At 71.7% G+C, this 24165-nt stretch carries 22 protein-coding genes (1 of these 22 running past the window's edge); 8 read left to right on the top strand and 14 right to left on the bottom strand.

The window, feature by feature from the left end; translation table 11 throughout:
• Positions 1-56: 56 nt before the first annotated feature.
• Positions 57-1607: an ABC transporter substrate-binding protein gene (locus ACE101_RS15185; RefSeq protein ID WP_379138701.1), complete on the bottom strand. Its 1551-nt coding sequence runs from the start codon at positions 1605-1607 to the stop codon at positions 57-59.
• 289 nt (positions 1608-1896) lie between these two features.
• On the bottom strand, positions 1897-2688 hold the full coding sequence (xth, locus tag ACE101_RS15180; RefSeq protein WP_379130880.1) for an exodeoxyribonuclease III: 792 nt from the start codon (positions 2686-2688) through the stop codon (positions 1897-1899).
• A gap of 95 nt (positions 2689-2783) precedes the next feature.
• On the opposite strand from xth, the gene ACE101_RS15175 reads away from it, so the two are divergent.
• The 4 genes from ACE101_RS15175 (at position 2784) to ACE101_RS15160 (ending at position 6486) form a co-directional block, all read left to right on the top strand.
• A complete protein-coding gene (locus ACE101_RS15175) occupies positions 2784-3518 on the top strand; it encodes a ceramidase domain-containing protein (RefSeq protein WP_379130878.1) in 735 nt (244 codons plus the stop codon).
• Positions 3519-3571: 53 nt separating this feature from the next.
• Positions 3572-4894: a homoserine dehydrogenase gene (locus tag ACE101_RS15170; RefSeq protein ID WP_379130875.1), complete on the top strand. Its 1323-nt coding sequence runs from the start codon at positions 3572-3574 to the stop codon at positions 4892-4894.
• A 136-nt stretch (positions 4895-5030) separates the two neighbouring features.
• On the top strand, positions 5031-6029 hold the full coding sequence (gene glpX / locus ACE101_RS15165) for a class II fructose-bisphosphatase (protein WP_379130872.1): 999 nt from the start codon (positions 5031-5033) through the stop codon (positions 6027-6029).
• A gap of 7 nt (positions 6030-6036) precedes the next feature.
• Complete coding sequence (locus ACE101_RS15160; RefSeq protein WP_379130869.1) at positions 6037-6486, top strand: GNAT family N-acetyltransferase; 450 nt, start codon at positions 6037-6039, stop codon at positions 6484-6486.
• A 248-nt stretch (positions 6487-6734) separates the two neighbouring features.
• Here the strand turns inward: ACE101_RS15160 and ACE101_RS15155 are convergent, their stop codons facing one another.
• From ACE101_RS15155 to ACE101_RS15140, 4 genes are all read right to left on the bottom strand, one after another.
• Positions 6735-7613, bottom strand: coding sequence for a tetratricopeptide repeat protein (locus ACE101_RS15155; RefSeq protein ID WP_379130867.1), 879 nt, complete (start codon positions 7611-7613; stop codon positions 6735-6737).
• A 232-nt stretch (positions 7614-7845) separates the two neighbouring features.
• Positions 7846-8952 carry a 5-(carboxyamino)imidazole ribonucleotide synthase gene (locus ACE101_RS15150; protein ID WP_379130865.1) on the bottom strand — a complete coding sequence of 369 codons (1107 nt, stop codon included), beginning with the start codon at positions 8950-8952 and terminating at the stop codon, positions 7846-7848.
• Complete coding sequence (gene purE, locus ACE101_RS15145) at positions 8949-9446, bottom strand: 5-(carboxyamino)imidazole ribonucleotide mutase (protein WP_379130862.1); 498 nt, start codon at positions 9444-9446, stop codon at positions 8949-8951. The genes ACE101_RS15150 and purE overlap by 4 nt, the downstream gene beginning before the upstream one ends.
• Before the next feature lie 180 nt (positions 9447-9626).
• On the bottom strand, positions 9627-9845 hold the full coding sequence (locus tag ACE101_RS15140; RefSeq protein WP_379130859.1) for a YdcH family protein: 219 nt from the start codon (positions 9843-9845) through the stop codon (positions 9627-9629).
• 370 nt (positions 9846-10215) lie between these two features.
• On the opposite strand from ACE101_RS15140, the gene ACE101_RS15135 reads away from it, so the two are divergent.
• Positions 10216-10401, top strand: coding sequence for a YdcH family protein (locus tag ACE101_RS15135; RefSeq protein WP_379130856.1), 186 nt, complete (start codon positions 10216-10218; stop codon positions 10399-10401).
• Positions 10402-10906: 505 nt separating this feature from the next.
• Here ACE101_RS15135 and ACE101_RS15130 read toward each other — a convergent pair.
• Positions 10907-12538, bottom strand: coding sequence for an acyl-CoA synthetase (locus tag ACE101_RS15130; protein ID WP_379130854.1), 1632 nt, complete (start codon positions 12536-12538; stop codon positions 10907-10909).
• Positions 12539-12876: 338 nt separating this feature from the next.
• Between ACE101_RS15130 and ACE101_RS15125 the strand changes: the two genes are divergently transcribed.
• Together ACE101_RS15125 and ACE101_RS15120 are read left to right on the top strand one after the other, a co-directional pair.
• The gene (locus tag ACE101_RS15125; protein WP_379130851.1) at positions 12877-14799 is read left to right on the top strand and encodes a propionyl-CoA synthetase; all 1923 of its coding nucleotides are present in this window, start codon (positions 12877-12879) and stop codon (positions 14797-14799) included.
• A 110-nt stretch (positions 14800-14909) separates the two neighbouring features.
• Entirely contained in the window at positions 14910-16031 is a 1122-nt protein-coding gene (locus ACE101_RS15120) for an NADH:flavin oxidoreductase/NADH oxidase (RefSeq protein WP_379130849.1), read from the top strand.
• A 42-nt stretch (positions 16032-16073) separates the two neighbouring features.
• On the opposite strand, the gene pcaDC is transcribed toward ACE101_RS15120, so the two are convergent.
• The 7 genes from pcaDC to ACE101_RS15085 form a co-directional block, all read right to left on the bottom strand.
• On the bottom strand, positions 16074-17255 hold the full coding sequence (pcaDC, locus tag ACE101_RS15115) for a bifunctional 3-oxoadipate enol-lactonase/4-carboxymuconolactone decarboxylase PcaDC (protein WP_379130846.1): 1182 nt from the start codon (positions 17253-17255) through the stop codon (positions 16074-16076).
• A 12-nt stretch (positions 17256-17267) separates the two neighbouring features.
• A complete protein-coding gene (locus tag ACE101_RS15110) occupies positions 17268-18623 on the bottom strand; it encodes a lyase family protein (RefSeq protein ID WP_379130844.1) in 1356 nt (451 codons plus the stop codon).
• 327 nt (positions 18624-18950) lie between these two features.
• On the bottom strand, positions 18951-19796 hold the full coding sequence (locus ACE101_RS15105; RefSeq protein ID WP_379130842.1) for a 3-oxoadipate:acetyl-CoA acetyltransferase: 846 nt from the start codon (positions 19794-19796) through the stop codon (positions 18951-18953).
• A gap of 57 nt (positions 19797-19853) precedes the next feature.
• The gene (gene pcaG, locus ACE101_RS15100) at positions 19854-20489 is read right to left on the bottom strand and encodes a protocatechuate 3,4-dioxygenase subunit alpha (RefSeq protein WP_379130840.1); all 636 of its coding nucleotides are present in this window, start codon (positions 20487-20489) and stop codon (positions 19854-19856) included.
• A 17-nt stretch (positions 20490-20506) separates the two neighbouring features.
• A complete protein-coding gene (pcaH, locus tag ACE101_RS15095) occupies positions 20507-21235 on the bottom strand; it encodes a protocatechuate 3,4-dioxygenase subunit beta (protein ID WP_379130838.1) in 729 nt (242 codons plus the stop codon).
• 94 nt (positions 21236-21329) lie between these two features.
• A complete protein-coding gene (locus tag ACE101_RS15090) occupies positions 21330-22151 on the bottom strand; it encodes an IclR family transcriptional regulator (RefSeq protein WP_379130836.1) in 822 nt (273 codons plus the stop codon).
• Between the two features lie 112 nt (positions 22152-22263).
• On the bottom strand, positions 22264-23895 hold the full coding sequence (locus ACE101_RS15085; protein ID WP_379130834.1) for an alpha-D-glucose phosphate-specific phosphoglucomutase: 1632 nt from the start codon (positions 23893-23895) through the stop codon (positions 22264-22266).
• A 174-nt stretch (positions 23896-24069) separates the two neighbouring features.
• Here ACE101_RS15085 and ACE101_RS15080 point away from each other — a divergent pair, with 174 nt between their 5' ends.
• Positions 24070-24165, top strand: the 5' portion of a protein-coding gene (locus tag ACE101_RS15080; protein ID WP_379138698.1) for an ankyrin repeat domain-containing protein. The gene runs 435 nt beyond the window's last position; 96 of the gene's 531 nt are visible here — the first part of the coding sequence; its start codon is at positions 24070-24072; its stop codon lies beyond the right edge, outside the window.

Here is a 24165-nt window from a genome sequence, read left to right as displayed (position 1 = left end):
GGTCGGGATGTCGCAGGCCGCCGGCCGGGTGCGGGCGGCCCGGCCGGGGTCGGAGATCACTTGTCCATCGAGACCGACGCGAAGTCCTGGAACCAGCTCTGCGGCTGAACCATCCCCTTCACCTTCGGGCTCAGCGCCCGCGGGTTCACGTCGTGCGTGATCATCACGAACAGCGCGTCATCCACGAACTTCTCGTGGATCTTCCGCAGCACCGCCGTCTGGGCCGCCGGATCGAAGGTGGTTCGCACCTGATCGATCAGCTTGTCCATCTCGGGGTCGCAGTAGAAGCCCCAGTTGGTGCCGTTCGGCGGCGCCAGGTTGCACTGCGCGTGCCGGATGAAGGCGGTGAACGGATCCTGGATCAGGTAGGAATAGTTCATGCCCGTGGCCTTGCGGGCCATGTCGCTCTTGGCGCCGGCGCGCCAGACGTTGATGAGCGTGTTCCACTCCATGACCTCGAATTCGACCTTGATGCCGATTTCGGCGAGGTTCTGCTGGACGAACTCGTTCATCGGCAGCGGCTGCATCTGGCCGGAGCCCGAGGCCGAGATCAGGATCTTGGTGGTGATCGGCTTGTCGGGGCCGTAGCCGGCCTCCTTCAGGAGCTTCCTGGCCGCGTCGGGGTCGTACTTCACCATGAAGCCCGGCTTGCCGAACCAGGGATGGCCCGGGGTCATGAAGCCCTCGGCCGGCACCGCGAGGCCGCCCAGGAACTCCTTCAGCCCCTCCCGGTCCACCGCGAGGTTCGCCGCCTTGCGCACGCGGACGTCGTTCCAGGGCGAGCCCTCGGCCCGCGACAGGTGCCAGGTCCAGTTGTGCGGGTAGAGGTTCGTCCGGATCTGGAAGCCCGCCGATTTCAGCGACGCGATGGCGTCGGGGGCGGGCGCCTCGATCCAGTCGACCTGGCCCGAGCGCAGGGCGGCCACGCGGGCATTCGCCTCGGGCAGCGGGATCAGCACGAGCTTGTCGAGCTTCGGCACCCGGGCCTTGTCCCAATACTCCTTGTTCGGCAGGAGTTCGGCCCGCTCGCGCGGCACGAAGGCCGCGATCTTCCAGGGACCGGTGCCGGACGGGTGCTTGGCCACCGCGTCCCAGCTCTTGCCCTGCTTCTCCCAGTTCGCCGGCGAGGACATCAGGATCCAGGCGATCTGGTAGGGGAAGGTCGCGTCCGGCGCCTTGGTGACGATCTCGACCGTCTTCGGGTCGACGGCCCGGTAGCTCGCCACGCTCGGGATGCGCGTACGCCCCTGGGCCGACTGGCGCGGGTCGAATTGGGGGCTGTCGTTCTTGAGGAGCTTGTCGAGGTTCCAGACCACCGCGTCGGCGTTGAAGGGCGAGCCGTCGTGGAAGGTCACGCCCTCGCGCAGGGTGAAGATCCACTTCTTGGTGTCGTCCGGGTCGACCTTCCAGGCGGCGGCGAGACCGGGGGTCAGCTCGGAGGCCTTGTCGGAGCGGCTGAGGTCCCAGTTGATGAGCGCGTCATAGGCCGTGTAGCCCATGAAGCGCATGCCTTCGCCACCGTTGTCGGTCTGACCGGTCGTCAGCGGAATGTCGGACGCCGTCATGCCGATGCGGAGCACGCCCTGCGCGGCTGCCGGCCACGCCATCGCGGCGCCGAGAGCCAGGCCCAGGAGCGGGCTGCGGAAGAACGATGGCCTCACTGAAAAACCTCGCGTCGTTGAGAGACGCGACGGCTGCTGCAAGAGCCCTGCCAGAGCCCTGCCACCCTGCCGCTTCGATCCCGGCGGAGCGAGCGCTGCCTGGAATGCTTAAAATCTGGGCATTCTCGTCTTTTCCCAAACTTGCATGCAGCTTTGCCGGACCATCTGCCCGGTTCGACCGCACCTGCGCGCATCATGGGCAGGGCGCCCCATCGGGCACCCCGTGCGGGCGGCCTCAGCCGAGATCGAGCTCGACCGTCACGGGCACGTGGTCGGAGGGTTTCTCCAAGCCGCGCAGGTGCTTCTGCACGGAGGCCGAGACGAGCCGGTCGAGGGCCTGGGGCGAGAGCAGCAGGTGGTCGATGCGGATGCCGAGGTTCCGCGACCATGCGCCGGCTTGGTAGTCCCAGAAGGTGTAGAGGCCCGGCCGGTCGTCGCAGGCCCGCAGCCCGTCCGTGAAGCCCTCGTTGAGGAGGGCCCGGAAGGCGGCCCGGGTCTCGGGGAGGAACAGGGCGTCGCTGGTCCAGGCCTCCGGGTTGGCGACGTCGGCGGGCTCCGGGATCACGTTGTAGTCGCCCGCGAGCACCAGCACCTCCTCCTTCTCGCGCAGGGCGCGGGCGTGCTGCTGGAGGCGGCGCATGAAGGCGAGCTTGTAGTCGTATTTCGGCGTGCCGACCGGGTTGCCGTTCGGGACATAGATCGAGGCGACCCGCAGCGTCGCGGTCGCGGTCGGGATCACCGCCTCGATGTAGCGCGCCTGCGCGTCCTCCGGGTCGCCCGGCAGGCCGCGCCGCAGCTCGCGGATCGGCAGCGGCTGGCGGGTGAGGAGCGCGACGCCGTTGAAGGCCTTCTGGCCGTGGGTCGCCACCACGTAGCCCGCCTCCTCGATCTCGGTCCGCGGAAACGCCTCATCGACGCATTTCAGCTCCTGCAGGCAGACCACGTCGGGCCTTGCCTCGTCCAGGAAGGCGAGCAGGTGGCCGAGGCGCTGCTTGACCGAATTGACGTTCCAGGTGGTGATCCGCATCGGAACCCGCGGCATGGTGGAGGATGGCGGCTGCCGTCATCGGGGTTTCGCAGGGCCATTGCAAGAACGGCCGCTCCGCCGCGGAGATGGGACCGATGGGGTGGTGGGAGCCGGTTCGCGCCTATTGCGAGCGCACCGATGCGGGCGTCTGGGCCGAGCCGCTCAACGCCCTCTCCAACGCCGCCTTCCTGATCGCGGCCATCCTCCTGATCCGGGCCGAGCGGCGCCGGCCCTCCCCGGATCCGGTCGCGCTCGCGCTGGCGGGCCTCGTGGGCGTGATCGGGATCGGCAGCTTCCTGTTCCACACGCTCGCGGTGGCCTGGGCGGAACTCGCCGACGTGCTGCCGATCGCGCTGTTCATCCACGCCTATTTCTTCCTGGCCCTGCGCCGCCTCCTCGGGCTCGGCCTCGGCGCCAGCCTCGTCCTCACCCTGGCCTTCCTGGCGGCGGGCTTCGGCTGCGAGCCCGCGCTCTCGGCGCTCGCCGGCCGGCCGCTCGGGCCCGAGACCAACGGATCGGTCGCCTACCTGCCCGCGCTCCTCGCGCTCCTCGGCATGGGCGGGGTCCTGGGGGCGATGCCGGACCCGGAGCGGCGCCGGGCGGGCGGGGCGCTTCTCGGCATCGCCGGGCTGTTCCTCCTCTCGCTCGCGGCCCGCACCCTCGATGCCGCATTCTGCCCGGTGCTGCCCTTCGGCACGCACTGGCTCTGGCACATCCTCAATGCCGTCGTGCTCGCGAGCCTCGTGCGGGTCGCCGGGATGCGGAACCGGCCCGGGCCCGGTTCCTTGCACGGGGCCGGAAATCGTTGCAGAAGGTCGGCGTCTGCTTGAGGCCGCGCTTCGCGCATCGCCTCCGGTTGTCGAGAAGTTCCTTGGATGCCCGCATGACTCAGAGTCTTCGCCTCGGCGTTGCCGGTCTCGGCACGGTCGGCGCTGCCGTCGTGCGCATGGTGGAACGCCGCGCCGCGGCGCTCGCCGCCGCGGCCGGGCGGCCGGTCCGCGTGACCGCTGTCTCCGCCCGCGACAAGAGCCGCGATCGCGGCCTCGCCCTCGGCGACGTCGCGTGGTTCGAGGATCCGGTGGCGCTCGCCCGCTCGGGCGAGGTCGATTGCGTGGTGGAGCTCATCGGCGGGGCCGAGGGCGCGGCCCGCGCCACCGTCGAGGCGGCGCTCGCCTCCGGCAAGCACGTGGTCACCGCCAACAAGGCGCTGCTCGCGCGCCACGGCGCGGCCTTGTCCCGGGCGGCCGAGGCGGCCGGCGTGGCGCTCGCCTTCGAGGCCTCGGCGGCGGGCGGCATCCCGGTGGTCAAGACCCTGCGCGAGGCGCTCGCGGGCAACCAGATCTCGCGCGTCTACGGAATCCTCAACGGCACCTGCAACTACATCCTGAGCCGGATGGAGCTGGAGGGGCTGACCTTCGAGGCCTGCCTCAAGGACGCCCAGGCCCTCGGCTACGCCGAGGCCGACCCGACCTTCGACGTCGAGGGCTACGACACCGCCCACAAGCTCGCGGTGCTGACCAGCCTCGCCTTCGGCACCGAGATCGACGCGGACGGCATCTCGGTCGAGGGCATCTCGGCGATCACGCCCCTCGACCTGCGCATGGCTGACGAACTCGGCTACCGGATCAAGCTGCTCGGCGTGGCCGAGGCCACGCCGGCGGGCATCGAGCAGCGCGTGCACCCGACCATGGTGCCGAAATCCTCCGCCATCGCGCAGGTGATGGGGGTGACGAACGCGGTGACGATCGACACCGACGCCCTGCGCGAGCTGACCCTGATCGGGCCGGGCGCGGGGGGCGACGCCACCGCCTCGGCGGTGGTCGCCGACATCGCGGACGTGGCGGCGGGCCGGATCGGCCCGGCCTTCGGCCGCCCGGCGGACGCGCTCGTGCGCTCCCCCCGGGCCGAGATGCAGCGGCACGAGGGCGGGTACTACATCCGCCTCACGGTCCGCGACCGGCCCGGCGTCGCCGCGGGCGTGGCGACCCGCATGGCCGAGCGCGACATCTCGCTCGAGAGCATCCTGCAGCGCCGCTCCGAGAGCGCGGCCGCGCAGGATCCGCATGGCCGCTCGGGCGTGCCGGTGCCGCTCGTGCTCATCACCTACGCGGCGACGGAGGCGGCCATCCGCGCCAGCCTCGACGCCATGGCGGAGGACGGCTTCCTGGCCGAGCCGCCGCAGCTCATCCGCATCGAGCGGGAGTGATCCCGGCTCCCGGCGGTGGTGCGCCGACGCGGCGTCCGCTTCGGCTTTGGACGTGTCGCGGGGTCTGACGCGAGACCGCACGGCACTTTGCGAAACCTGCTGAGGCAGAACGAGACAGACGAGGGGACCTGAGCGCATGTCGGACGCCACCAAGGCCGGCCCGAGCCCGATCATCGAGCGTATCCTCACCCTCGAACTGGTGCGCGTGACCGAGCGTGCCGCGGTCGCCGCCGCCCGCCTGCGGGGACAGGGCAACGAGAAGGCCGCCGATCAGGCCGCCGTCGATGCCATGCGGCGCGAGCTGAACCGCCTGCCGATCGCCGGCACGGTGGTGATCGGCGAGGGCGAGCGCGACGAGGCGCCGATGCTGTTCATCGGCGAGACCCTCGGCAACGGCCAGGGCCCGAAGGTCGACATCGCGGTCGATCCGCTGGAGGGCACCACCCTCTGCGCCAAGGACATGCCCGGCTCCGTCGCCGTGATGGCGATGGCCGAGGGCGGCACCCTGCTCGCCGCCCCCGACGTCTACATGCACAAGATCGCGATCGGCCCGGGCTACCCGAAGGGCGTCGTCGACCTCGACGCGGCGCCGGAGGACAACATCCACGCCCTCGCCAAGGCCAAGGGCGTGCCGCCCTCCGAGATCACCGCCCTGGTGCTCGACCGGCCGCGCCACACCGACCTCATCGCGGCGATCCGCCGGACCGGCGCGGGCGTGCGCCTGATCTCCGACGGCGATGTTGCGGGCGTGATCTTCACGACCATGCCGGAGGAGACCGGGATCGACATCTATCTCGGCATCGGCGCGGCCCCCGAGGGCGTGCTGGCGGCGGGCGCCCTGCGCTGCATCGGCGGCCAGATGCAGGGCCGGCTGATCCTCGACACGCAGGAGAAGCGGGACCGCGCGGCCAAGATGGGCGTCGCCGATCCGAACCGGCGCTACGACCTCGAGGACCTCGCCCGCGGCGACGTGGTGGTGGCGCTCACCGGCGTCACCGACGGCGCGCTCGTGAAGGGCGTGCGCTTCGGCCGCGAGGTGGTGCAGACGGACACGATCGTCTACCGTTCGCACACGGGCACCGTACGCCGCATCCAGGCGGAGCACCGCGACTTCGAGAAGTTCCACCTGAAGTAGGCCTGAGATGCCGGACGCGCCCCTGATCCGTCCCCTGCGGCCCGACGAGCGGGCCGCCTGGGAGCCCCTCTGGCAGGGTTACCTGCGCTTCTACGGCGCGACGATCGCTCCGGAGGCGAGCGATACGACCTGGGCGCGCCTGCACGATCCGGCCGAGCCGATGCACGCGCTGGTGGCCGAGCTGGACGGGGCGGTGGTCGGCCTCGTCCACTACATCTACCACCGCTCAACCTGGACGGTGGGGCCCTACTGCTATCTCCAGGACCTGTTCACGGCAGAGGCCGCCCGCGGCCGTGGCGTCGGCCGCGCGCTGATCGAGGCGGTCTACGCGTCGGCGCAGGAGGCGGGTGCGAGCCGCGTCTACTGGCTCACGCAGGAGGGCAACGTCACCGCCCGCGCGCTCTACGACACGCTGGCCGACCGGCCGGGCTTCATCCAGTACCGCAAGGTGTTCTGACTGGACCGGCGGCGCGGCCGGGTGAGTTCGAGCCTCTCGCGGGCAACCGGTGCGGTCACGCTTTCGTCCGAGGGGTCACGCGCCCTCGCCGGCTGCTCGATGGTTCACGACGCCGCTTCGCGCCACCTCGGCACGAGGAGCGGATGCCGGACATGCTGGGCGGATCACGTCTCTCGCGACCTCCGGTTGCCGGGCGGACCGCCCGGAAACCGTACGAGATCCCTCCGCGGGAGAGGAGGCTCCGCCGCCTACCGGAACAGCGACGCCATCCCGCCCTGCACCCGGCCGAGGCCCTGCTTGGCGACGGCGTTGTTCGGGTCGATCGCGGTCGCGCGCTGGTAGCTCTCCGTGGCCTCCTGGCGACGCCCCGACTTCTCGTAGGCGACGCCGCGATAGGCCCAGGAATCCGCGTCCTTGTTGTTGACGTTGAGCGCCGCGTTGTAGTCCTCGATCGCCTTGTCGAACTGGTTCGTGGCGATGAGGCTCTGGCCGCGGGCCGCGTAGGGCGCGCTCACGAAGGGATTGCGGTCGATGGCGGCGTCGAAATCGCCGATCGCGGCCCGGTGCTGCCCCTGCGCCTGCCGCACGAGGCCGCGGGCGTGGTAGGCCTCGGCCGATTCCGGCGTCAGGCGGATCGCCTGGCTCAGGTCGGAATAGGCGGCCTCGTAATTGCCGAGCGCGCGCTGCACGTTGGCGCGGCCGATATAGGCGGCGCTGTAGTTCGGGTCGGCGTTGATCGCCCGGGTGAAGTCCTGGAGCGCGGCGTCGTTGCGGCCGGACTGGCGCTGGGCAAGGGCCCGGTTGCTGTAGGCCGAGGCCGAATTCGGATCGAGCTGGATCGCCTTGGTGAAGTCCGTGATGGCCTCGCCGTAGGCGCCGGCGCGGGCATAGGCCGCCCCGCGGGTGTTGTAGGCCGCCGCGTCGTTCGGGTTGCGCTGGATCACGTCCGAGAGCGAGGCGATGTTGACGTCGGTCGCGCCGCTCTTGTCGGTCTCCAGCACGGCGAATTGCCGCGTCGCGGTGGTGCGGCTGACGGTGTCGCAGCCGGCGAGGAGCAGCGCCGAGAGCGCCGTCGCTCCGAGCACCACCGCCGGCTTCGCCCGGCACAGCACGATCACAGCCTTCATCCCCTCGTCCCCCAACGGCGGCGCCAGCGGCGGGCCGCGCGTCCTGTCTCACTTCGGATCCCGTACGGCGCGGCCACGTCCCGATCCGCGACGACCATCGCGGATCGGGGTGAATGGCGGCTTAAGCAGCCGCGCCGTCACGGTTCACAGGGCCGATGTGGCGAAGGTGTGGCTGTCCCGGCCGCAGCCGTGCCGAGGGGTGCCGGCGCGCACCCGCTGTGGCGCGACTGCCTCAGGCAGGCGGGAGCAGGCGGGTGACGTGGCCCATCTTGCGGCCGGGCCGGGCCTTGCCCTTGCCGTAGAGGTGGAGGTGGCGCCCCGGCTCGGCGAGGATCGCCTCCCAGGAGCCGGCGGCTTCGCCGACGAGGTTCAGCATCTCGACCCGGGCCGCCCCGACGCGCGCGGTGCTGCCGAGAGGCCAGCCGCAGATCGCCCGCACGTGCTGGGCGAATTGCGAGGTCTCGGATCCCTCGATGGTCCAGTGCCCGGAATTGTGCACCCGCGGGGCGATCTCGTTGACGACGACGTGCGCGCGCCCGTCCGCGTCGCGGACCAGGAACATCTCCACGGCGAGCACGCCGACATAGCCGAGGGCGTCCGCGATGCGCCGTGCCACGGCGAGCGCCTCCGCGGAGGCGGCCGGGTCCATGCCCGGCGCCGGCACCAGCGTGCGCGCCAGGATGTGGTCGCGGTGCTCGTTCCCGCAGGGGTCGTAGGCCGAGAAGGCGCCGTCCGCCGTGCGGGCGGCCACCACCGAGACCTCGCTCTCGAAGGGCACGAAGCCTTCGAGGATGCAGGGCTGGCCGCCGAGGGACTCCATCACCGCCGCGGCGTCGAAGGGCTCGCCGGGTCGCAGCATGCGCTGGCCCTTGCCGTCATAGCCGAAGCGCCGGGTCTTGAGCACGGCGGGCAGGCCGAGATCGGCGACCGCGGCCGCGAGCCCGGCGGCGTCGTCCACCGCCCGGAACGGCGCCGTCGCGATGCCGAGATCGGCGACGAAGCTCTTCTCGGTCAGGCGGTCCTGCGTGGTGGCGAGCGCCGCGGCGCTCGGATGGAGCGGGCGGGCCTCGGCCAGGATCTCCGCCGTGCGCCGCGGGATGTTCTCGAACTCGTAGGTGACGACGTCGACCGCCTGCGCGAAGGCCGCGAGGGCCGCGGCATCGTCGTAGGCCGCCACCGTGCGGGTGCCCGCGACGTCGAAGGCCGGGCTGTTGGCGTCGGGCGCGTAGATGTGGACCTTGAGGCCGTACTGCGCCGCGGCAACCGCGATCATGCGGCCGAGCTGGCCGCCGCCGATGATGCCGATCGTGCTGCCGGGGGCGAGGGGCGGGGAGGTCATGGTGCGGACCGGTCCGGATGCTCGGCCACGGCGTCGCTCTGGCGCTGGCGCCACGCGTCGAGCCGGCCGGCGAGATCGGCATCGGTGAGGGCGAGCACGGCGGCCGCGAGGAGCGCGGCGTTCACGGCCCCGGCCCGCCCGATGGCGAGGGTGCCCACCGGGATGCCGGCCGGCATCTGCACGATCGACAGCAGGCTGTCCTGGCCCGAGAGCGCCTTCGATTCCACCGGCACGCCGAAGACCGGCAGCGGCGTGAGGGCCGCGACCATCCCGGGGAGATGCGCCGCGCCGCCCGCGCCCGCGATCACGACCCGGAACCCGGCTGCCCGGGCGCCCTTGGCGAAGGCCACCATGCGGTCGGGCGTGCGGTGGGCCGAGACGATGCGCGCCTCATGGGGCACGCCGAGCGCTTCGAGGGTCTCGGCCGCATGCCGCATCGTGGCCCAGTCGGACTGGCTGCCCATGATGATCGCGACGGGAGGCGATGCCGCCATGCTCACACGCTTCCTTGGGTCTCTGCGCCCGCGTGATCGCGGGCCATCCGCTGCCACTAAGCAGGTTTCGCGAAAGTGGCCACCGGTTTTGCGACAAAAACCTGCGGCGCCCCAGAAACCTAAGCGGACGGGCCATCGCAACCGGACGACGCGGCGGGGACGCCCCGGCGCGGGCCGGGGTCAGGCGATGATGTCCGGCGTGAGCTGGTCCTCCAGGAAGGTGATGCGATCGCGCAGCACCAGCTTGCGCTTCTTCAGCCGCTGGATCTGCAGCCGGTCGCCGCTGGACAGATGCATCAGCGCTTCGATCGCATCATCGAGATCGCGATGCTCCTCGCGAAGACGCGTGAGCTCCGCCTCGTACTCGGCCGCCGATTCCGCACTCAACTCGAACGCCATTCTCGCCCATCCCGACGCCGCGAGCAGAGCATGCGCCAGCCGCCCGATTCCAGCAAGGCGCAGGTTCCCGGTCGAGGCCCTGTTTCACCAGCGCGGTGCCGCGGCTCAACTCCCGCGCGCAGAGCTGGCGTCCCGGCTACCCTAGCGGAAGAAGCGCTCTGCAGCGACCCCGCTTCGCTGCCGGTCGCGTGCATCCCGCCGACCACCGGATCAGTCGAGACCTGCCTCGACGTCAAATTGTTAAGTTTGGTTGATGAGAGCGGGGCCGGCAGGCGCGACAATCGTGCATTGCAGCAACGAATGCCTTCGACAGGCGCCTCGGCCTGTGGCAGTCTCTTTGTGTCGCAACCATGACAGGAGGAATCGGCCGATGTCGCTGCAGACGCATCTGTCCGAGCTCGAGCGCAAGCACGAGGCGCTCGAGCGCGAAATCCAGGACGCGATCTCCCACCCCTCGACGGACGATCTGCGGGTTGTCGAACTCAAGCGACGTAAGCTGCACCTCAAGGACGAGATCAACCGGCTGCGCACGAGCGTCACGCGGGTGATCCACTAGCTGCCCCGACCGCCGGACCCCGGGCGGCGCCGTCCCATCAGGGACGCGAGACCGCCAGCCCTTGCGCGCCGGGCGACGATGGAGAGAGCATCACCGCTCCGTCATCGGTTGGTGTCGCCGCCGCGGTCCGAACGGACATTCCACGTTCAGCTCCCATCGACGATCGGGGTGCCCCCGCCGTATCCGCACCTGTGCGCATCGCCACGAGGCGATTGCCCGGAGCGGCCCCGACGTCGGCGTCAGAGGTCCGTCGGCACGGCCTGCCGGCGTGGCCGCCTATTCGTATTGAGATTTTGCGATCATTGCCGGTCCGCCGATGGCGGGCCGCCGACGCTTCCGGGGGCGGCCGTCCGACGGCCGCCCCCATTCGCGAGCGCCCCCTCGAGCCTTGTCCGACGCAGTGGATCCCGGTTCGCCGCAGACGATGCGGCAAAATCAAAGACCGAGAGCAGCGTCCCGATGGCACTGTGACCGGGCGCGGCTCTAGCCCGACCGTGCGCCCTCGCTACAGGGCCTTGGCCATCTCCCTCAGGACGAATTTCTGGATCTTGCCCGTCGAGGTCTTCGGGAGTTCCGTGAAGACGACGTGCCGGGGGACCTTGTAGCCGGCGAGCGACTCGCGGCACCAGCCGATCAGCTCCTCGGCCGAGACCATTTCCGAGCCCTTGAGTTCCACGAAGGCGCAGGGCGTCTCGCCCCATTTCTCGTCGGGCTTGGCCACCACGGCGGCGGCGGCGACGGCCGGGTGCTTGAACAGGGCCTCCTCCACCTCGATGGACGAGATGTTCTCGCCACCCGAGATGATGATGTCCTTCGAGCGGTCCTTGAGCTGGATGTAGCCGTCCGGGTGCTTCACGCCGAGGTCGCCGGAATGGAACCAGCCGCCCGCGAAGGCGGCAGCGGTGGCCTTCGGGTTCTTCAGGTAGCCGCGCATCACCACGTTGCCGCGGAACATCACCTCGCCGAGGCTCTGGCCGTCCGCCGGGACCGGCTGCATCGTCTCCGGATCGAGCACGTCGAGGGCTTCGAGAGGCGGGTAGCGCACGCCCTGCCGGGCCTTGCGGGCCGCCTGCTCGGGCTTCGTCAGGGCATCCCAGTCGGCGTGCCACTCGTTGACCACCGCCGGGCCGTAGGTCTCGGTCAGGCCGTAGAGATGCGTGACGTCGAAGCCCGCCTCCGCCATGCCGGCCAGCACCGCCTCGGGCGGCGGCGCGGCGGCGGTGAAGAACGCCACCCGGTGCGAGAGCGCGCGCCGCTCCTGCGCGGGGGCGTTGAGCAGGAGCTGCATCACGATCGGCGCGCCGCACAGATGCGTGACCCGATGGTCCGCGATGGCGTCGTACATGGCCTTCGCCCGGACCTGCCGCAGGCAGACATGGGTGCCGGCCACCACCGAGAGCGTCCAGGGGAAGCACCAGCCGTTGCAATGGAACATCGGCAGCGTCCAGAGATAGACAGGATGCTTGCCGAGCACCCCCGTGACCACGTTGCCGACCGCAAGCAGCGAGGCGCCGCGGTGGTGATAGACGACGCCCTTCGGATCGCCGGTGGTCCCGGAGGTGTAGTTGAGCGAGATCGCGTCCCACTCGTCCCGCGGCATGACCCAGGAATAGGCCGGGTCGCCGGAGGCGAGGAGATCCTCGTACTCGATCGCGCCGAGGCGCTCGCCGGGGCCGGCGAATTCGGGATCGTCGTAATCGATGACGAGGGGCTTCACCGTCGCCAGCTCCAGCGCCGGCTTGATGATCCGGGAGAATTCCCGGTCGGTGATCAGCACCTTGGCCTCGCCGTGGTCGAGGCAGAAGGCGATGATCGCCGGGTCGAGGCGGGTGTTGAGGGTGTTGAGCACCGCCCCGGTCATCGGCACGCCGTAGTGGCATTCGATCATGGCGGGCGTGTTGGCGAGCATCACCGCCACCGTGTCGCCACGGGTGATCCCGCGCGCCGCCAGCGCCGAGGCGAGGCGCCGGGAGCGGGCATAGAGTTCGTGATAGGGCCGCCGCAGGGCCCCGTGGATGACCGCCACGTGGTCCGGGAACACCGCGGCCGCCCGCTCCAGGAAGGTCAGGGGCGTCAGCGGCTGGAAATTCGCCGGGTTCCGGTCGAGGCCACGGTCGTAGATGGTCTCGGCGGTCATGACGATGCCTCCCGGTGTCCTAGAGCGTTGTCCGACGAAGCGGATACCGGTTCGTCGCAGACAATGCGGCGAAATCAAAGGCCTAAAGCAGCACCCGATTGCCACGTGATCGGGTGCTGCCCTGGTCGCGGGTGCCCCCGCCTGCCTGCGCCAGTGTAGCCGAGGCGGCAGGGCGCAGAAGACGGAAGAATCGGGCGCCCGACGAAAGGCGTAGGCGCTTCCGAGAGGCGCAAGCGCATCGGCCCATTCAACACGGGGCGCCGCCGGCTTAAGCTCCCGGCAAAAGAGCCGCGCCGCCGCATCCGGGGCCCGCGGCCGGTCCGGACGGGAGGTGCGCCATGGCGTCGAGCGGGGCAGGGGAGAGCCGGTACGCGGCGGTCTACGGGGCTTGGCGGAGCGACCCGGACGCGTTCTGGGCCGAGGCCGCCCGCGCCATCGACTGGGAGCGGCCGGCGGAGCGGATCTTCGATCCGGAGGCCGGCGTGTACGGCCGCTGGTTCGTCGGCGGGCAGGTGAATGCCTGCCACAACGCGGTGGACCGCCACGTGGCGGGCGGGCGTGCGGAGCAGGCGGCGATCCTCTACGATTCCCCCGTCACCGGCACGAAGCGGCGCATCACCTATGCGGAGCTGCAGGACGAGGTGGCGTCACTCGCTGCCGTGCTGCGCGATCTCGGCGTCGGCCGCGGCGACCGGGTCATCCTCTACATGCCGATGGTGCCGGAGGCCCTGTTCGGCATGCTCGCCTGCGCCCGGCTCGGCGCCGTGCATTCGGTGGTGTTCGGGGGCTTCGCCGCCAAGGAACTCGCCGCCCGCATCGAGGATGCCGCGCCGAAGGTGGTGCTCGCCGCCTCCTGCGGCATCGAGCCGGGCCGGGTCGTCGCCTACAAGCCGCTCCTCGACGAGGCCTGCCGCCTGTCGCGCCACCAGCCGGAATCCTGCCTGATCCTCCAGCGCCCGCAGGCCGAGGCGGCCCTGGTGCCGGGGCGCGACCGGGACTGGGCCGAGACGGTGGCCGCCGCGCGCGCCGCCGGCCGGCGGGCGGACTGCGTCCCGGTGGCGGCGACCGACCCGCTCTACATCCTCTACACGTCGGGCACGACGGGGCGGCCGAAGGGCGTGGTGCGCGACACCGGCGGCTATCTCGTCGCCCTCGCGTGGTCGATGCCGAACCTCTACGGCATCCGGCCCGGCGAGGTGTATTGGTGCGCCTCCGACGTCGGCTGGGTCGTCGGCCATTCCTACATCGTCTACGGGCCGCTCCTGCACGGCTGCACCACCGTGCTCTACGAGGGCAAGCCGGTCGGCACCCCCGATGCGGGCGCCTTCTGGCGGGTGATCGCCGAGACCGGGGCGGCGGCGCTGTTCACCGCGCCGACCGCGTTGCGCGCCGTCAAGAAGGAGGATCCGGAGGCGGCGCTGATGCGCGGCCACGACCTCTCGCGCTTCCGTACCCTGTTCCTCGCCGGCGAGCGGGCCGATCCGGACACGGTGGCCTGGGCGGAGCGCATCCTCGGCGTGCCGGTGATCGACCATTGGTGGCAGACGGAGACCGGCTGGCCCATCGCCGCCAACCCGGTCGGGCTCGGCATCCTGCCGGTGAAGCACGGCAGCCCGACCGTGGCGATGCCGGGCTACGACGTGCAGGTCCTGGACGAGGGCGGCAAGCCCCTGCCGCCGGACACGATGGGCACCATCGCGCTCCGGCTGCCGCTGCCGCCCGGCTGCCTGCCGACCCTCTGGCAGCAGGACGAGCGCTTCCGCGAGAGCTACCTCACCACCTTCCCGGGCTACTACAACACCTCGGATGCGGGCTTCCTCGACCGCGACGGCTACGTCTTCGTGATGGGCCGCACGGACGACATCATCAACGTGGCGGGCCACCGGCTCTCCACGGGCGGCATGGAGGAGGTGCTGGCCTCCCACCCGGCGGTGGCCGAATGCGCGGTGATCGGCATCCGCGACAGCCTCAAGGGCGAGGCGCCCTGCGGCTTCGTGGTGCTGAAATCCGGCGTCGCCCGCGCCCCCGACGAGATCGAGCGGGAGCTGGTGGCGCTGGTGCGCGAGCGCATCGGCCCGGTGGCAGCCTTCAAGCTCGCGCTGACGGTGGGCCGGCTGCCGAAGACCCGCTCCGGCAAGATCCTGCGCGGCACGATGAAGAAGATCGCCGACGGCGAGCCCTGGACCACGCCCGCCACCATCGACGATCCGGCGATCCTCGACGAGATCGGCGAGAGCCTGCGGGCGCGGGGGATCGGATGAGGCGCAATGCGTTTTCCGACACCTCGGTATGACGTGCTGACGCTTTCGGAGGGCTTTTCGGGGCGGCAGGACCAGTCCAGATAGAGGCGGTTCCACACGGAGGTCCCTGCATGACCGCGCCCCGCCTGTTCCAGCCCCTGCGGCTCGACGATCTGGAGCTGGAGAACCGCATCATCATCGCGCCGATGTGCCAGTATTCGGCGCGGGACGGCGAGGCGAGCGACTGGCACATGATGCATCTCGGCCAGCTCGCCATGTCGGGCGCCGGGCTGCTCACCCTGGAGGCGACGGCCGTGTCGCCCGAGGCCCGCATCACCCACGCCGATCTCGGCCTCTACAACGATGCCTGCGAGCGCGAGCTCGGCCGCGTGCTGGCGGCGATCCGCGAATACGCGCCGATCCCGCTCTGCATCCAGATCGCCCATGCGGGCCGCAAGGCGTCGAGCGCGGCGCCCTGGAACGGGGGCGCGCAGATCGCCCCGGATTCGCCCCAGGGCTGGCTGACCGAGGCCCCCTCCGCGCTGCCCCATGCGGAGAGCGAGGTGGCGCCCCGCGCCCTCGACGCCGCCGACATGAAGCGCATCCGCGACGATTTCGTCGCCACCGCCAAGCGCGCGATGCGGCTCGGGATCGACTCGGTGGAGATCCACGCCGCCCACGGCTACCTGCTGCACCAGTTCCTCTCGCCGCTCTCCAACCGGCGCGGCGACGCCTATGGCGGCAGCCTGGAGAACCGGATGCGCTTCCCGCTCGAAGTGTTCGACGCGGTGCGCGACGTGGTGCCCTCGGGCAAGCCGGTCTGGGCGCGCGTCTCGGCCACCGACTGGGTCGAGGACGGCTGGGAGGTCGAGCAGACCGTCGCCTTCACCGAGGCGCTGAAGGCGCGCGGGGCCGCGGCGATCCACGTCTCCACCGGCGGCGTCTCTCCGCGCCAGAAGATCGCCCTCGGCCCGGGCTATCAGGTGCCCTTCGCCGAGCGCATCCGGGAGGCGACCGACCTCACCACCATCGCGGTCGGCCTGATCACCGAGGCGCGCCAGGCGGAGGAGATCCTCCAGGGCGGCAAGGCGGATGCGATCTCGCTCGCCCGGGCGGTGCTCTACGATCCCCGCTGGCCCTGGCACGCGGCAGCGGAGCTGGGCGCGCGGGTGCGGGCGCCCAAGCAGTACTGGCGCTCGCAGCCGCGGGAGTTCAAGGAGCTGTTCAAGGACGCCGCCTTCGGGCAGCGCTGAAGGCGGCTGGGGCGCCCTGTCCCGGGGCGCCCCCGTCGCTCCTCACGCCAGCTCGTCGCCGAGCACGTCCTTCGCCCAGCGGAAGGCGCCGTTCGCCGCCGGCACGCCCGCATAGACCGCGGCTTGCAGCAGCAGCGCCTGCAACTCGGACACCGTCACGCCGTTCGCCAACGCCGGCCGCACGTGGAGCTTGAACTCCTCCTCGCGGCCGAGCGCCACCATCAGCCCGAGAGTCACGAGGGAGCGCGTCTTCCAGGGCAGGCGCGGATCGCCCCAAACCTCGCCCCAGGCGACGCGGGTGATGAAATCCTGCCAGGGACCCGCGAAGGTGCCCGCCGCCGCGAGCGAGCGGTCGACATGGGCCTCGCCCAGCACGCCCCGCCGGTTCAGGACGCCCTCCGCGAAGGGCACCGCGCCCGTCGCGGCCTCCGCGGCTCCGCGATGGCGGTCGAGGAAGGCGAGGAGGTGCGAGGCCGTGGCCTCTGGGTGCTCGACGGCGAGGAGGTGGCGCGCCGAGGGCAGCAGCACCAGCTCGGCCTGCGGAATGCCCGCGCAGATCTCCTCCGACTTCGCCGGCGGCGTCGCCGGATCGTCACGCCCGGCGATCACCAGCGTCGGCGCCGTGATGCGGCCGAGGCCGGGCCGCAGGTCCATCCGGCCGATGGCGTTGCAGCACACCGCGTAGCCGGCCCGGTCCGTGCCGACGAACTGCGCACGCACCGGCGCGACCACGGCCGGCGCATTCCGCGGGAAGTCCGGCGTGAACCAGCGCTCCATCGTGGCATCGACGATCGCGGCGGTGCCCTGGGCCCGCACCGTCTCGGCCCGCTCGTTCCACGAGGCCTCGCTCGGCATCTCGGCGGCGGTGGCCATCAGGGTCAGGCTCAGCACCCGCTCGGGCGCGCGCATGGCCAGCGCCTGCCCGGTCATGCCCCCGAGCGAGAGGCCGACGACGTGGGCACGCCCGATGCCGAGCGCGTCCAGGAGGCCGAGGAGGTCGTCGGCGAGATCCTCGACCGAGGCGGGCTCGTCGCGCACCTGCGAGGCGCCGTGGCCCCGCGTGTCGTAGCGCAGCACCCGGTAGCGCCCGCGCAGATGCGGCACGAGCGCGTCCCACATCGCGAGCGCGGTGCCGAGCGAGTTCGAGAAGGCCACCACGGGGGCGCCGCTCGGGCCCGACAGCTCGTAGTGGAGATTGGTGCCGTTCGCCTGGATCTGGGGCATGGGACGGGTCCGTCAGGAGGAGAGGAGGGCGGCGAGGCGCGCCGTCTCGGCGAGCGCCCGGTCGGCGGTGCGCGCGCCGGCGCGGATCGCCGGAGCGAGGTCGAAGGCGGGCGCGAGATCGATGGTCCGCGCCTCCGGGCGGGCGGCCAGCGCCTCGGCGAGGGAGCCCGCGCCGTCGCGGACCGCGCCCGCGGCCTCCTCGACGAGGCGGTGGGCCGCCTCGGCGCCGAGGGCGGGCGCGAGCCGCGCGGCGGCGGCATCCGCGAAGAGCAGGCCGCGGGTGAGATCGAGGTTGGCCCGCATGCGGGCGGGATCGGCCACCAGTCCCTCGGCCAGCGCGCGCGCCTCGCGCAGCGCCCCGGAGGCGAGGCCGAACAGGGCCGGAAGCGCGTGCCACTCCGCGTGCCATGCGCCGGCCGGCCGCTCATGCGCCGCCGCCATCGCGTCGAGGAGCGGCACGACCTGACCCTTGGCGGCGCTGAAGGCCGCGAGGATCACCGTCGAGGAGACCGGGTTGCGCTTGTGTGGCATGGCCGAGGAGCCGCCGCGGCCCGGCACGAAGGGCTCGGCTACCTCGCCGACTTCCGTGCTGGCGAGATGGGCCACGTCGGTGGCGAGCTTGGCGAGGCTGCCCATCAGCAGCGCGAGCCACGTGCCGGTCCCGGCGATGCGGGCGCGGCGCGTGTGCCAGGGCGCCGGATCGAAGCCGAGGCCGAGTTCCGCGGCGAAACGCTCGCCCACCGCATCGGCGTGATCCTTCAGGCCCGCGAGCGTCCCGACCGGTCCGCCGAGGGAGGCGGTCAGCACCCGCTCGCGCAGCCGCGGCAGCTCGGCCCCCACCTCGGCGATGCCGAGCGCCCAGATCGCCGCCTTGTAGCCGAAGGTGACCGGGGCGGCCTGCTGGCCGTAGGTGCGGCCGACGCAGGGCGTCTCGCGGTGGCGGCGCGCGAGATCCGAGAGACCCGCGAGGATGGCGCGCAGGTCGTCGCCGACCTGATCGAAGGCGTCGCGCAGCTGGAGGACGAGGGCCGTATCGGCGATGTCCTGCGTGGTGGTGCCCTTGTGGAACCCCGCCTCCAGCTCGCGCGGCAGCGCCGTCTGGACGGCCTTCACGAAGGGAATCACGGGAACGCCGGACACGGCCGTCTTGCGGCCGAGCGCGGCCGGATCGAGGGCGCCGGGGGCGATCGCGTCGAGGGCTCCCGCGAGCCCGTCCGGCACGAGCCCGTTCCCGGCCTCCGCCCGCGCCAGCGCCGCCTCCGCCCGCAGCATGGCGGCGACGCGCGCGCCGTCGTCGAACACGGCCCGCATCGCATCCGTGGCGAAGAGCGGGCCGAGCAGGGCGGAATCGAGCGCCGAGAAGGTCATCACGGAATCTCCAGGCCGGCCGCCCGGGAGGCATCGCACGGCACTTGGGTTTCGGAGCGGGCGGGGGGAGCCAGGGGAGCCCGTTTCCCGCGTGGGCTTGCCGATCCACGCATCGTGGCGTGAGCACCTCCTCGCCGCGCTTGCGCACGGCGGTCCGGGGACAGGATGAGCGCGGGGAACCCCGCTCCCGAGTGGGAGAGGGGGAGGCGCCTCATCCTGTCCCCGGACCGCAATTGGCCTGCGGGAAGAGGTCATGCTCGCGGCCCGCGGCGTCAATCCGCTCCCTGCAAGGGAGCGGGAACCCCGCACGCGCTGCCCTCGCCGGCGTCACACCGCCGGTCGCAGATGCAGGATCTCGCGGGCCTCCGCGGGCGTGGCCACGCGCCGGCCGTGCCGCTGCACCCGCTCGGCGGCGAGCGACACGAGTTCGGCGTTGCTCGCGGCCAGCCGGTCCTTCGTCACCCGGATGTTGTCCTCGAGGCCGGTGCGCACCGCGTCCGCCCCGCGGGCCAGCGCCCAGCCCATCACCGGCGCCTGGTTGCGCCCGATGCCCGCCGCCGTCCAGGTCGCCCCCGGGATCACCCGACGCGTCTCGGCGAGCAGGATGTCGAGCAGGTGCTCGTCGGCCGGCATCGCGTTCTGCACGCCCATCACGAACTGCACGTGCGGGTGTCCGTCCATCAGCCCGGCCTCGATCAGCCGCTTGGCCCCGTGGATGTGCGAGAGGTCGAAGATCTCGATCTCGGGCCGGATGCCGTGCTCGCGCATGCTGGTGGCGAGGTCGGTCACCAGGGTGGCGTGGTTCTCGTAGATGATGCTCGGGAAGTTCACCGAGCCGGTCGACAGCGAGGCCATGTCCGGCCGGTGCACCAGCGAGAGGCCGCGCGCGCTCGGGTCGCGCCCGCGCCCGCCGGTGGAGAACTGCACGATCATGCCGGGGCAGTGCTTGCGCACCCCCTCCTGCACGGCTGCGAACTTCTCCGGGTCGGAGGAGGGCGACTCGTCGTCGTTGCGCACGTGGATATGGACGAGGGTGGCGCCGGCCTCGAAGGCCTGATGGGTCGATTCGATCTGCTCGGAGACGCGGGTGGGGACGGCGGGGTTGTCCTTCTTGCGCGGCACCGAGCCGGTGATCGCGACCGCGATGACGACGGGGTTCGTCGAGGTGGGCATGGGGGTCGTTCCTCCGTTCTTGGTGCTCGGATGGTCGTGGAGCACGGATCGTTGCGATCAGACGTCGAAGAAGACGGTCTCGTCGGGGCCCTGGAGCCGGATGTCGAGGATGTAGGTCGGCAGGTCGCCGCGCTCCTCGCGCCGGGCGATCAGCGTCTCCCGCCGGGCGCGCTGCTCGATCAGGTTCAGCACCGGATCGGCGGCGTTGGCCTCGGCCTCGTCGGCGAAGTAGAGGCGCGTCTGCAGGGCGATGTTGATGCCGCGGGCGGCGATCCAGAGGTTGATGTGCGGCGCCATCGGCCGGTGGCCCTTGCGGCCCGCGACCGGCCCCGGCTTGACCGTCTCGAAGCTCCAGATCCCGGTCTCGAAGTTCGAGCCCGTGCGGCCCCAGCCGCGGAAGCTCGGGTCGACGGGCTTGCCCTCCTGGCGGTCGGCCGGGTGGTTGTAGCGGCCGGCGGCGTTGGCCTGCCAGATCTCCACGAGCACGTCGCGCACCGGCTCGTCGGCGCCGTCGAAGACCCGCCCCTCGATGCGGATGCGCTCGCCCTCGGTCGCCGGGCCGACGAGGACGTTCGAGAAGTTGGTCTCGAAGATGTCGAAGCCGGCCTGATGCGGGATGAGGCCGATATGGACGTAGGGGCCGGCGGTCTGCGAGGCGGTCTCGTGCAGGCGCTCGGGCAGCGGCTGGATCATGTCGTCTGTTCCTCGCCTCAGTTGCCTTGCAGCTTGTTCTCGAACAGCGTCTGCTGGCGGCCGCGCAGGACGATGTCGAAGCGGTAGGCGAGCATGTCGAGCGGGGCCGCCGATTCGAGGTCGAGGGGCGCGATCAGCCGCTCGGCCGCGGCGCGGTCGGGGATGCCGAGCACCATCGGGTCGCGCCAGATCAGCGGGTCGCCCTCGAAATACATCTGGGTGATGAGGCGCTGCGCGAAGCCGGAGCCGAACACCGAGAAGTGGATATGCGCCGGGCGCCACGAATTGAGGAAGTTGCGCCAGGGATAGGGGCCGGGCTTGATGGTGCGGAAGTAGTAGTAGCCGTTCTCGTCCGTCAGCGCCCGGCCGCAGCCGCCGAAATTCGGGTCGATGGGCGCGAGGTAGCGGTCGTTGCGGTGGCGGTAGCGCCCGCCCGCATTGGCCTGCCAGAACTCGACGAGGGTGTGGGGCACGCCGCGGCCGTTCTCGTCGCGCACGAGGCCGTGCACCAGGATCCGCTCGCCGATCGGCTCGCCGTCCTTGGCGTAGTTGAGGATCAGGTCGTTATCGAGCGGCCCGAGTTCCGCATGGCCGAAGGTCGGGCCGGTCACCTCGGAGAGCGAGGATTGCAGCGAGATCAAGGCCCGCCGCGGCGAGCGCAGCACGCTGGTCTTGTAGTCCGGCGTGAAGGCCGGCGGGTGGATGCGCCGGTCGCGCTGCAGGAATTCCCGGTCGGTGGCCGTCATGCGGTTCCTCCTCGTCCCGGTGGGCGGGCCGCCATCGGGGTGTTGGTCTTGGTTGGGACAACGCGGCCGCGGCGCTTCTGCTGCGCGGCCGGTCTCATGCGGGGCGCGCCGCGTCGCGCGTGCGCCGCCCGCTCAGGGCCGCGAGGTAGTCGGAGAGCGGTCCGACCGCCGAGAGGGTCTCGGCGGCGGCGAGGAGATCCGGCGCCAGCCGGTCGCGCTCGGCCTCCGTCAGCCGGGCGCTCGGCCCCGCGATGCTGACATTGCCGATCGCCCGCCCCGAGGCCGGATGGATGATGTTCGCCGCCATCGCGGCGGTGCCGGCCGCATGGGTCTCGTGCACCCAGGCGTAGCCCCGGCCGCGCGCCGCCGAAACGAGATCGAGCAGCGCCGGGATGGTGCGCGGCGCGTTCGGCCCCGCCGTGCCCGGCGGCCGGAAGCCCTGGCGCAGGACGAGCTCCACCGCCTCCTCGTCCGAGAGGCTCGCGAGCCAGACGATCCCGGTGGAGGAAGTGGAGAGGCTCGCCTCCGTCCCCATGTCGGCGTCGTAGCGCAGGCCCGAGCGGGCGCCCTGCGCCTTCGCCACCCAGACGAGGCGCGGGTAATCGACCACGGCGAGGCGCACCAGCTCGCCGCTCGCCTCGGCGAGCCGGTTCAGCACCGATTGCGAGACGTCCACCACCCCCGAATTGGCGAGGTGCTTGAGGCCGAGGGTCGCGAACTTGGTGGTCAGCAGGTAGCGCCCGCTCTCCGGATCCTGCGTGACGTAATCGTAGGAGACGAGTTCCGCGAGCAGGCGATGGGCGCCGCTCTTCGGCACCGCCAGGGTGTCCGCGATGGTCTGGAGCGGCAGCCCGCGCGCATGGCCGGCGAGCAGCTCCACCAGATCCAGCGCGCGTCGCAGCAATCCGGCCGCCATCGCATCCTCAATTCCAGAACGTGGTTCCGGAATTGAACGATGTTCCATTTTCTGTCAAGGGCGAAGCGGCGCGCCCGGCCGAAACCGGGTGAGCCGCCCCGCTGCGGGCGGATCAGGTGATGACGGAGGGCTCGGTGCGGCCGGTCCGCGCCGCGATCCCGGCGATCGCCTCGGCCGCGGCGATCACGGGCGCCAGCACCTCGGCGGTGGGGAGATCGTGACGGGCCGGATTCCGCTCGAACCGCTCCAGATAGACGCGCAGGGTCGCTCCGACCGTGCCGGTGCCGGAGAGCCGGAACACCACGCGGGCATCCTCGCGGAACAGGATCCGCACGCCCTGGCGCTTCGTCACCGAGCCGTCGACCGGGTCCGCATAGGCGAAGTCGTCCGCCGCCTCGACGGTGAGCGGGCCGAAGCTCCGGCCGGGCAGGGTGTCGAGGGCGTCGCGCAACGCGCTCATCAGCCCTTCCGCCGCGGCGGAATCCACCTCCTCGTAATCGTGCCGCGCGTAGTAGTCGCGGCCGAAGGCCGTCCAGTGCTCGCGCACGATCGCGTCCGCGCGCTTGCCGGTGGCGGCGAGGACGTTGAGCCAGAGCAGCACCGCCCAGAGCCCGTCCTTCTCGCGCACGTGGTTCGAGCCGGTGCCCGCGCTCTCTTCGCCGCAGAGGGTGATCCGCCCGGCATCGAGCAGGTTGCCGAAGAATTTCCAGCCGGTCGGGGTCTCGTAGGCCGGGATGCCGAGATGCGCCGCCACCCGGTCGGCGGCCCGGCTCGTCGGCATCGAGCGCGCGACCCCCGCGAGGCCCGACGCGTAGCCGGGCGCCCGGTGCGCATGGGCGGCCAGGATCGCGAGGCTGTCGCTCGGCGTGACGAAGAGGCCGGGCGCCACGATCATGTTGCGGTCGCCGTCGCCGTCGGAGGCCGCCCCGAAATCGGGCGCGTCGGGCCCCGTCATCAGCGCCATCAGGTCGTGGGCGTGGACGGGGTTCGGATCGGGATGGTGGCCGCCGAAATCCGGCAGCGGTTCGGCATTGACCACCGTGCCGGCCGGCGCGCCGAGGCGCCGCTCGAGGATCTCCGTGGCGTAGGGGCCGGTCACCGCGCTCATGGCGTCGAAGCGCATCCGGAAGCCGCCCGCGAACAGCGCCCGGAGTTTCGGGAAGTCGACGAGCGTCTCCATCAGCTCCGCGTAATCGGCGACGGGGTCGATCACCGTGACGGTGGCGTCGCCGAGCCGGACGTCGCCGAGGCGGTCGAGATCGAGATCGGGCGCCTCGACGATCCGGTACTCGGTGAGGGTCTTGGTCCGCGCGAAGATCGCCTCCGTCACCGGCTCCGGTGCGGGGCCGCCATTGGCGGTGTTGAACTTGATCCCGAAATCCCCCTCGGGGCCGCCGGGATTGTGGCTCGCCGAGAGCACGACGCCCCCGATGGCCTCGTGCTTGCGGATCACGCAGGAGGCGGCGGGCGTCGAGAGCAGGCCGCCGCGGCCGACGAGGATGCGCGCGAAGCCGTTCGCCGCCGCGATCTTGAGGGCCGTCTGCACCACCTCGCGGTTGAGGTAGCGGCCGTCCCCGCCGACGACGAGGGTCGCGCCCTCCCGGCCCTCGACGCTGTCGAAGATCGCCTGCAGGAAATTCTCGGCGTAGCGGGGCTGCTGGTAGACCGGCACCTTCTTGCGCAGGCCGGATGTGCCGGGCTTCTGGTCCGGGAAGGGCGTGGTCGGGACGGCGCGAACGGTCATCAGCTTCGTCTCGCAGGGGCCGCGGGCGGCCGGGGAGGGCGGTGGGAGCGTCGCGCGGGCGCGGCCCCGCCGGCGCTTATGCCGCCGGGCGGGCGCGCCGGCCAGCCCCGGCCCCCTGGCGCGCGGCTGCCGACACCCGATATGCGGCACCACCCATTCATGACGGTTCGCGCCATGCAGCAGGATTCCGATACGCCCCGCCCCGTCCTCGACGAGGACACCATCGCCTTCGCCGGGCGGGTCTTCCAGTTGGCGCGCAGCGGCTACACG

This window comes from Methylobacterium carpenticola (assembly GCF_042748905.1).
GTDB lineage: Bacteria > Pseudomonadota > Alphaproteobacteria > Rhizobiales > Beijerinckiaceae > Methylobacterium > Methylobacterium carpenticola.
Note: the sequence above shows the minus strand (reverse complement) of the source record. Positions and strands in the feature narration are given on the sequence as shown.

Excerpts from the sequence above, each read along its gene's own strand:
- ACE101_RS15135 (WP_379130856.1), top strand. The coding sequence starts at position 10,216 with ATGTCGCTGCAGACGCATCTGTCCGAGCTCGAGCGCAAGCACGAGGCG.
- ACE101_RS15140 (WP_379130859.1), bottom strand. The coding sequence starts at position 9,845 with ATGGCGTTCGAGTTGAGTGCGGAATCGGCGGCCGAGTACGAGGCGGAG.
- ACE101_RS15130 (WP_379130854.1), bottom strand. The coding sequence starts at position 12,538 with ATGACCGCCGAGACCATCTACGACCGTGGCCTCGACCGGAACCCGGCG.
- xth (WP_379130880.1), bottom strand. The coding sequence starts at position 2,688 with ATGCGGATCACCACCTGGAACGTCAATTCGGTCAAGCAGCGCCTCGGC.
- ACE101_RS15185 (WP_379138701.1), bottom strand. The coding sequence starts at position 1,607 with ATGGCGTGGCCGGCAGCCGCGCAGGGCGTGCTCCGCATCGGCATGACG.
- pcaG (WP_379130840.1), bottom strand. The coding sequence starts at position 20,489 with ATGATCCAGCCGCTGCCCGAGCGCCTGCACGAGACCGCCTCGCAGACC.
- ACE101_RS15155 (WP_379130867.1), bottom strand. The coding sequence starts at position 7,613 with ATGAAGGCTGTGATCGTGCTGTGCCGGGCGAAGCCGGCGGTGGTGCTC.
- purE (WP_379130862.1), bottom strand. The coding sequence starts at position 9,446 with ATGGCGGCATCGCCTCCCGTCGCGATCATCATGGGCAGCCAGTCCGAC.
- pcaDC (WP_379130846.1), bottom strand. The coding sequence starts at position 17,255 with ATGCCCCAGATCCAGGCGAACGGCACCAATCTCCACTACGAGCTGTCG.
- ACE101_RS15085 (WP_379130834.1), bottom strand. The coding sequence starts at position 23,895 with ATGACCGTTCGCGCCGTCCCGACCACGCCCTTCCCGGACCAGAAGCCC.
- ACE101_RS15120 (WP_379130849.1), top strand. The coding sequence starts at position 14,910 with ATGACCGCGCCCCGCCTGTTCCAGCCCCTGCGGCTCGACGATCTGGAG.
- ACE101_RS15125 (WP_379130851.1), top strand. The coding sequence starts at position 12,877 with ATGGCGTCGAGCGGGGCAGGGGAGAGCCGGTACGCGGCGGTCTACGGG.
- ACE101_RS15105 (WP_379130842.1), bottom strand. The coding sequence starts at position 19,796 with ATGCCCACCTCGACGAACCCCGTCGTCATCGCGGTCGCGATCACCGGC.
- ACE101_RS15090 (WP_379130836.1), bottom strand. The coding sequence starts at position 22,151 with ATGGCGGCCGGATTGCTGCGACGCGCGCTGGATCTGGTGGAGCTGCTC.
- glpX (WP_379130872.1), top strand. The coding sequence starts at position 5,031 with ATGTCGGACGCCACCAAGGCCGGCCCGAGCCCGATCATCGAGCGTATC.
- ACE101_RS15110 (WP_379130844.1), bottom strand. The coding sequence starts at position 18,623 with ATGACCTTCTCGGCGCTCGATTCCGCCCTGCTCGGCCCGCTCTTCGCC.
- ACE101_RS15150 (WP_379130865.1), bottom strand. The coding sequence starts at position 8,952 with ATGACCTCCCCGCCCCTCGCCCCCGGCAGCACGATCGGCATCATCGGC.
- pcaH (WP_379130838.1), bottom strand. The coding sequence starts at position 21,235 with ATGACGGCCACCGACCGGGAATTCCTGCAGCGCGACCGGCGCATCCAC.
- ACE101_RS15170 (WP_379130875.1), top strand. The coding sequence starts at position 3,572 with ATGACTCAGAGTCTTCGCCTCGGCGTTGCCGGTCTCGGCACGGTCGGC.
- ACE101_RS15175 (WP_379130878.1), top strand. The coding sequence starts at position 2,784 with ATGGGGTGGTGGGAGCCGGTTCGCGCCTATTGCGAGCGCACCGATGCG.
- ACE101_RS15160 (WP_379130869.1), top strand. The coding sequence starts at position 6,037 with ATGCCGGACGCGCCCCTGATCCGTCCCCTGCGGCCCGACGAGCGGGCC.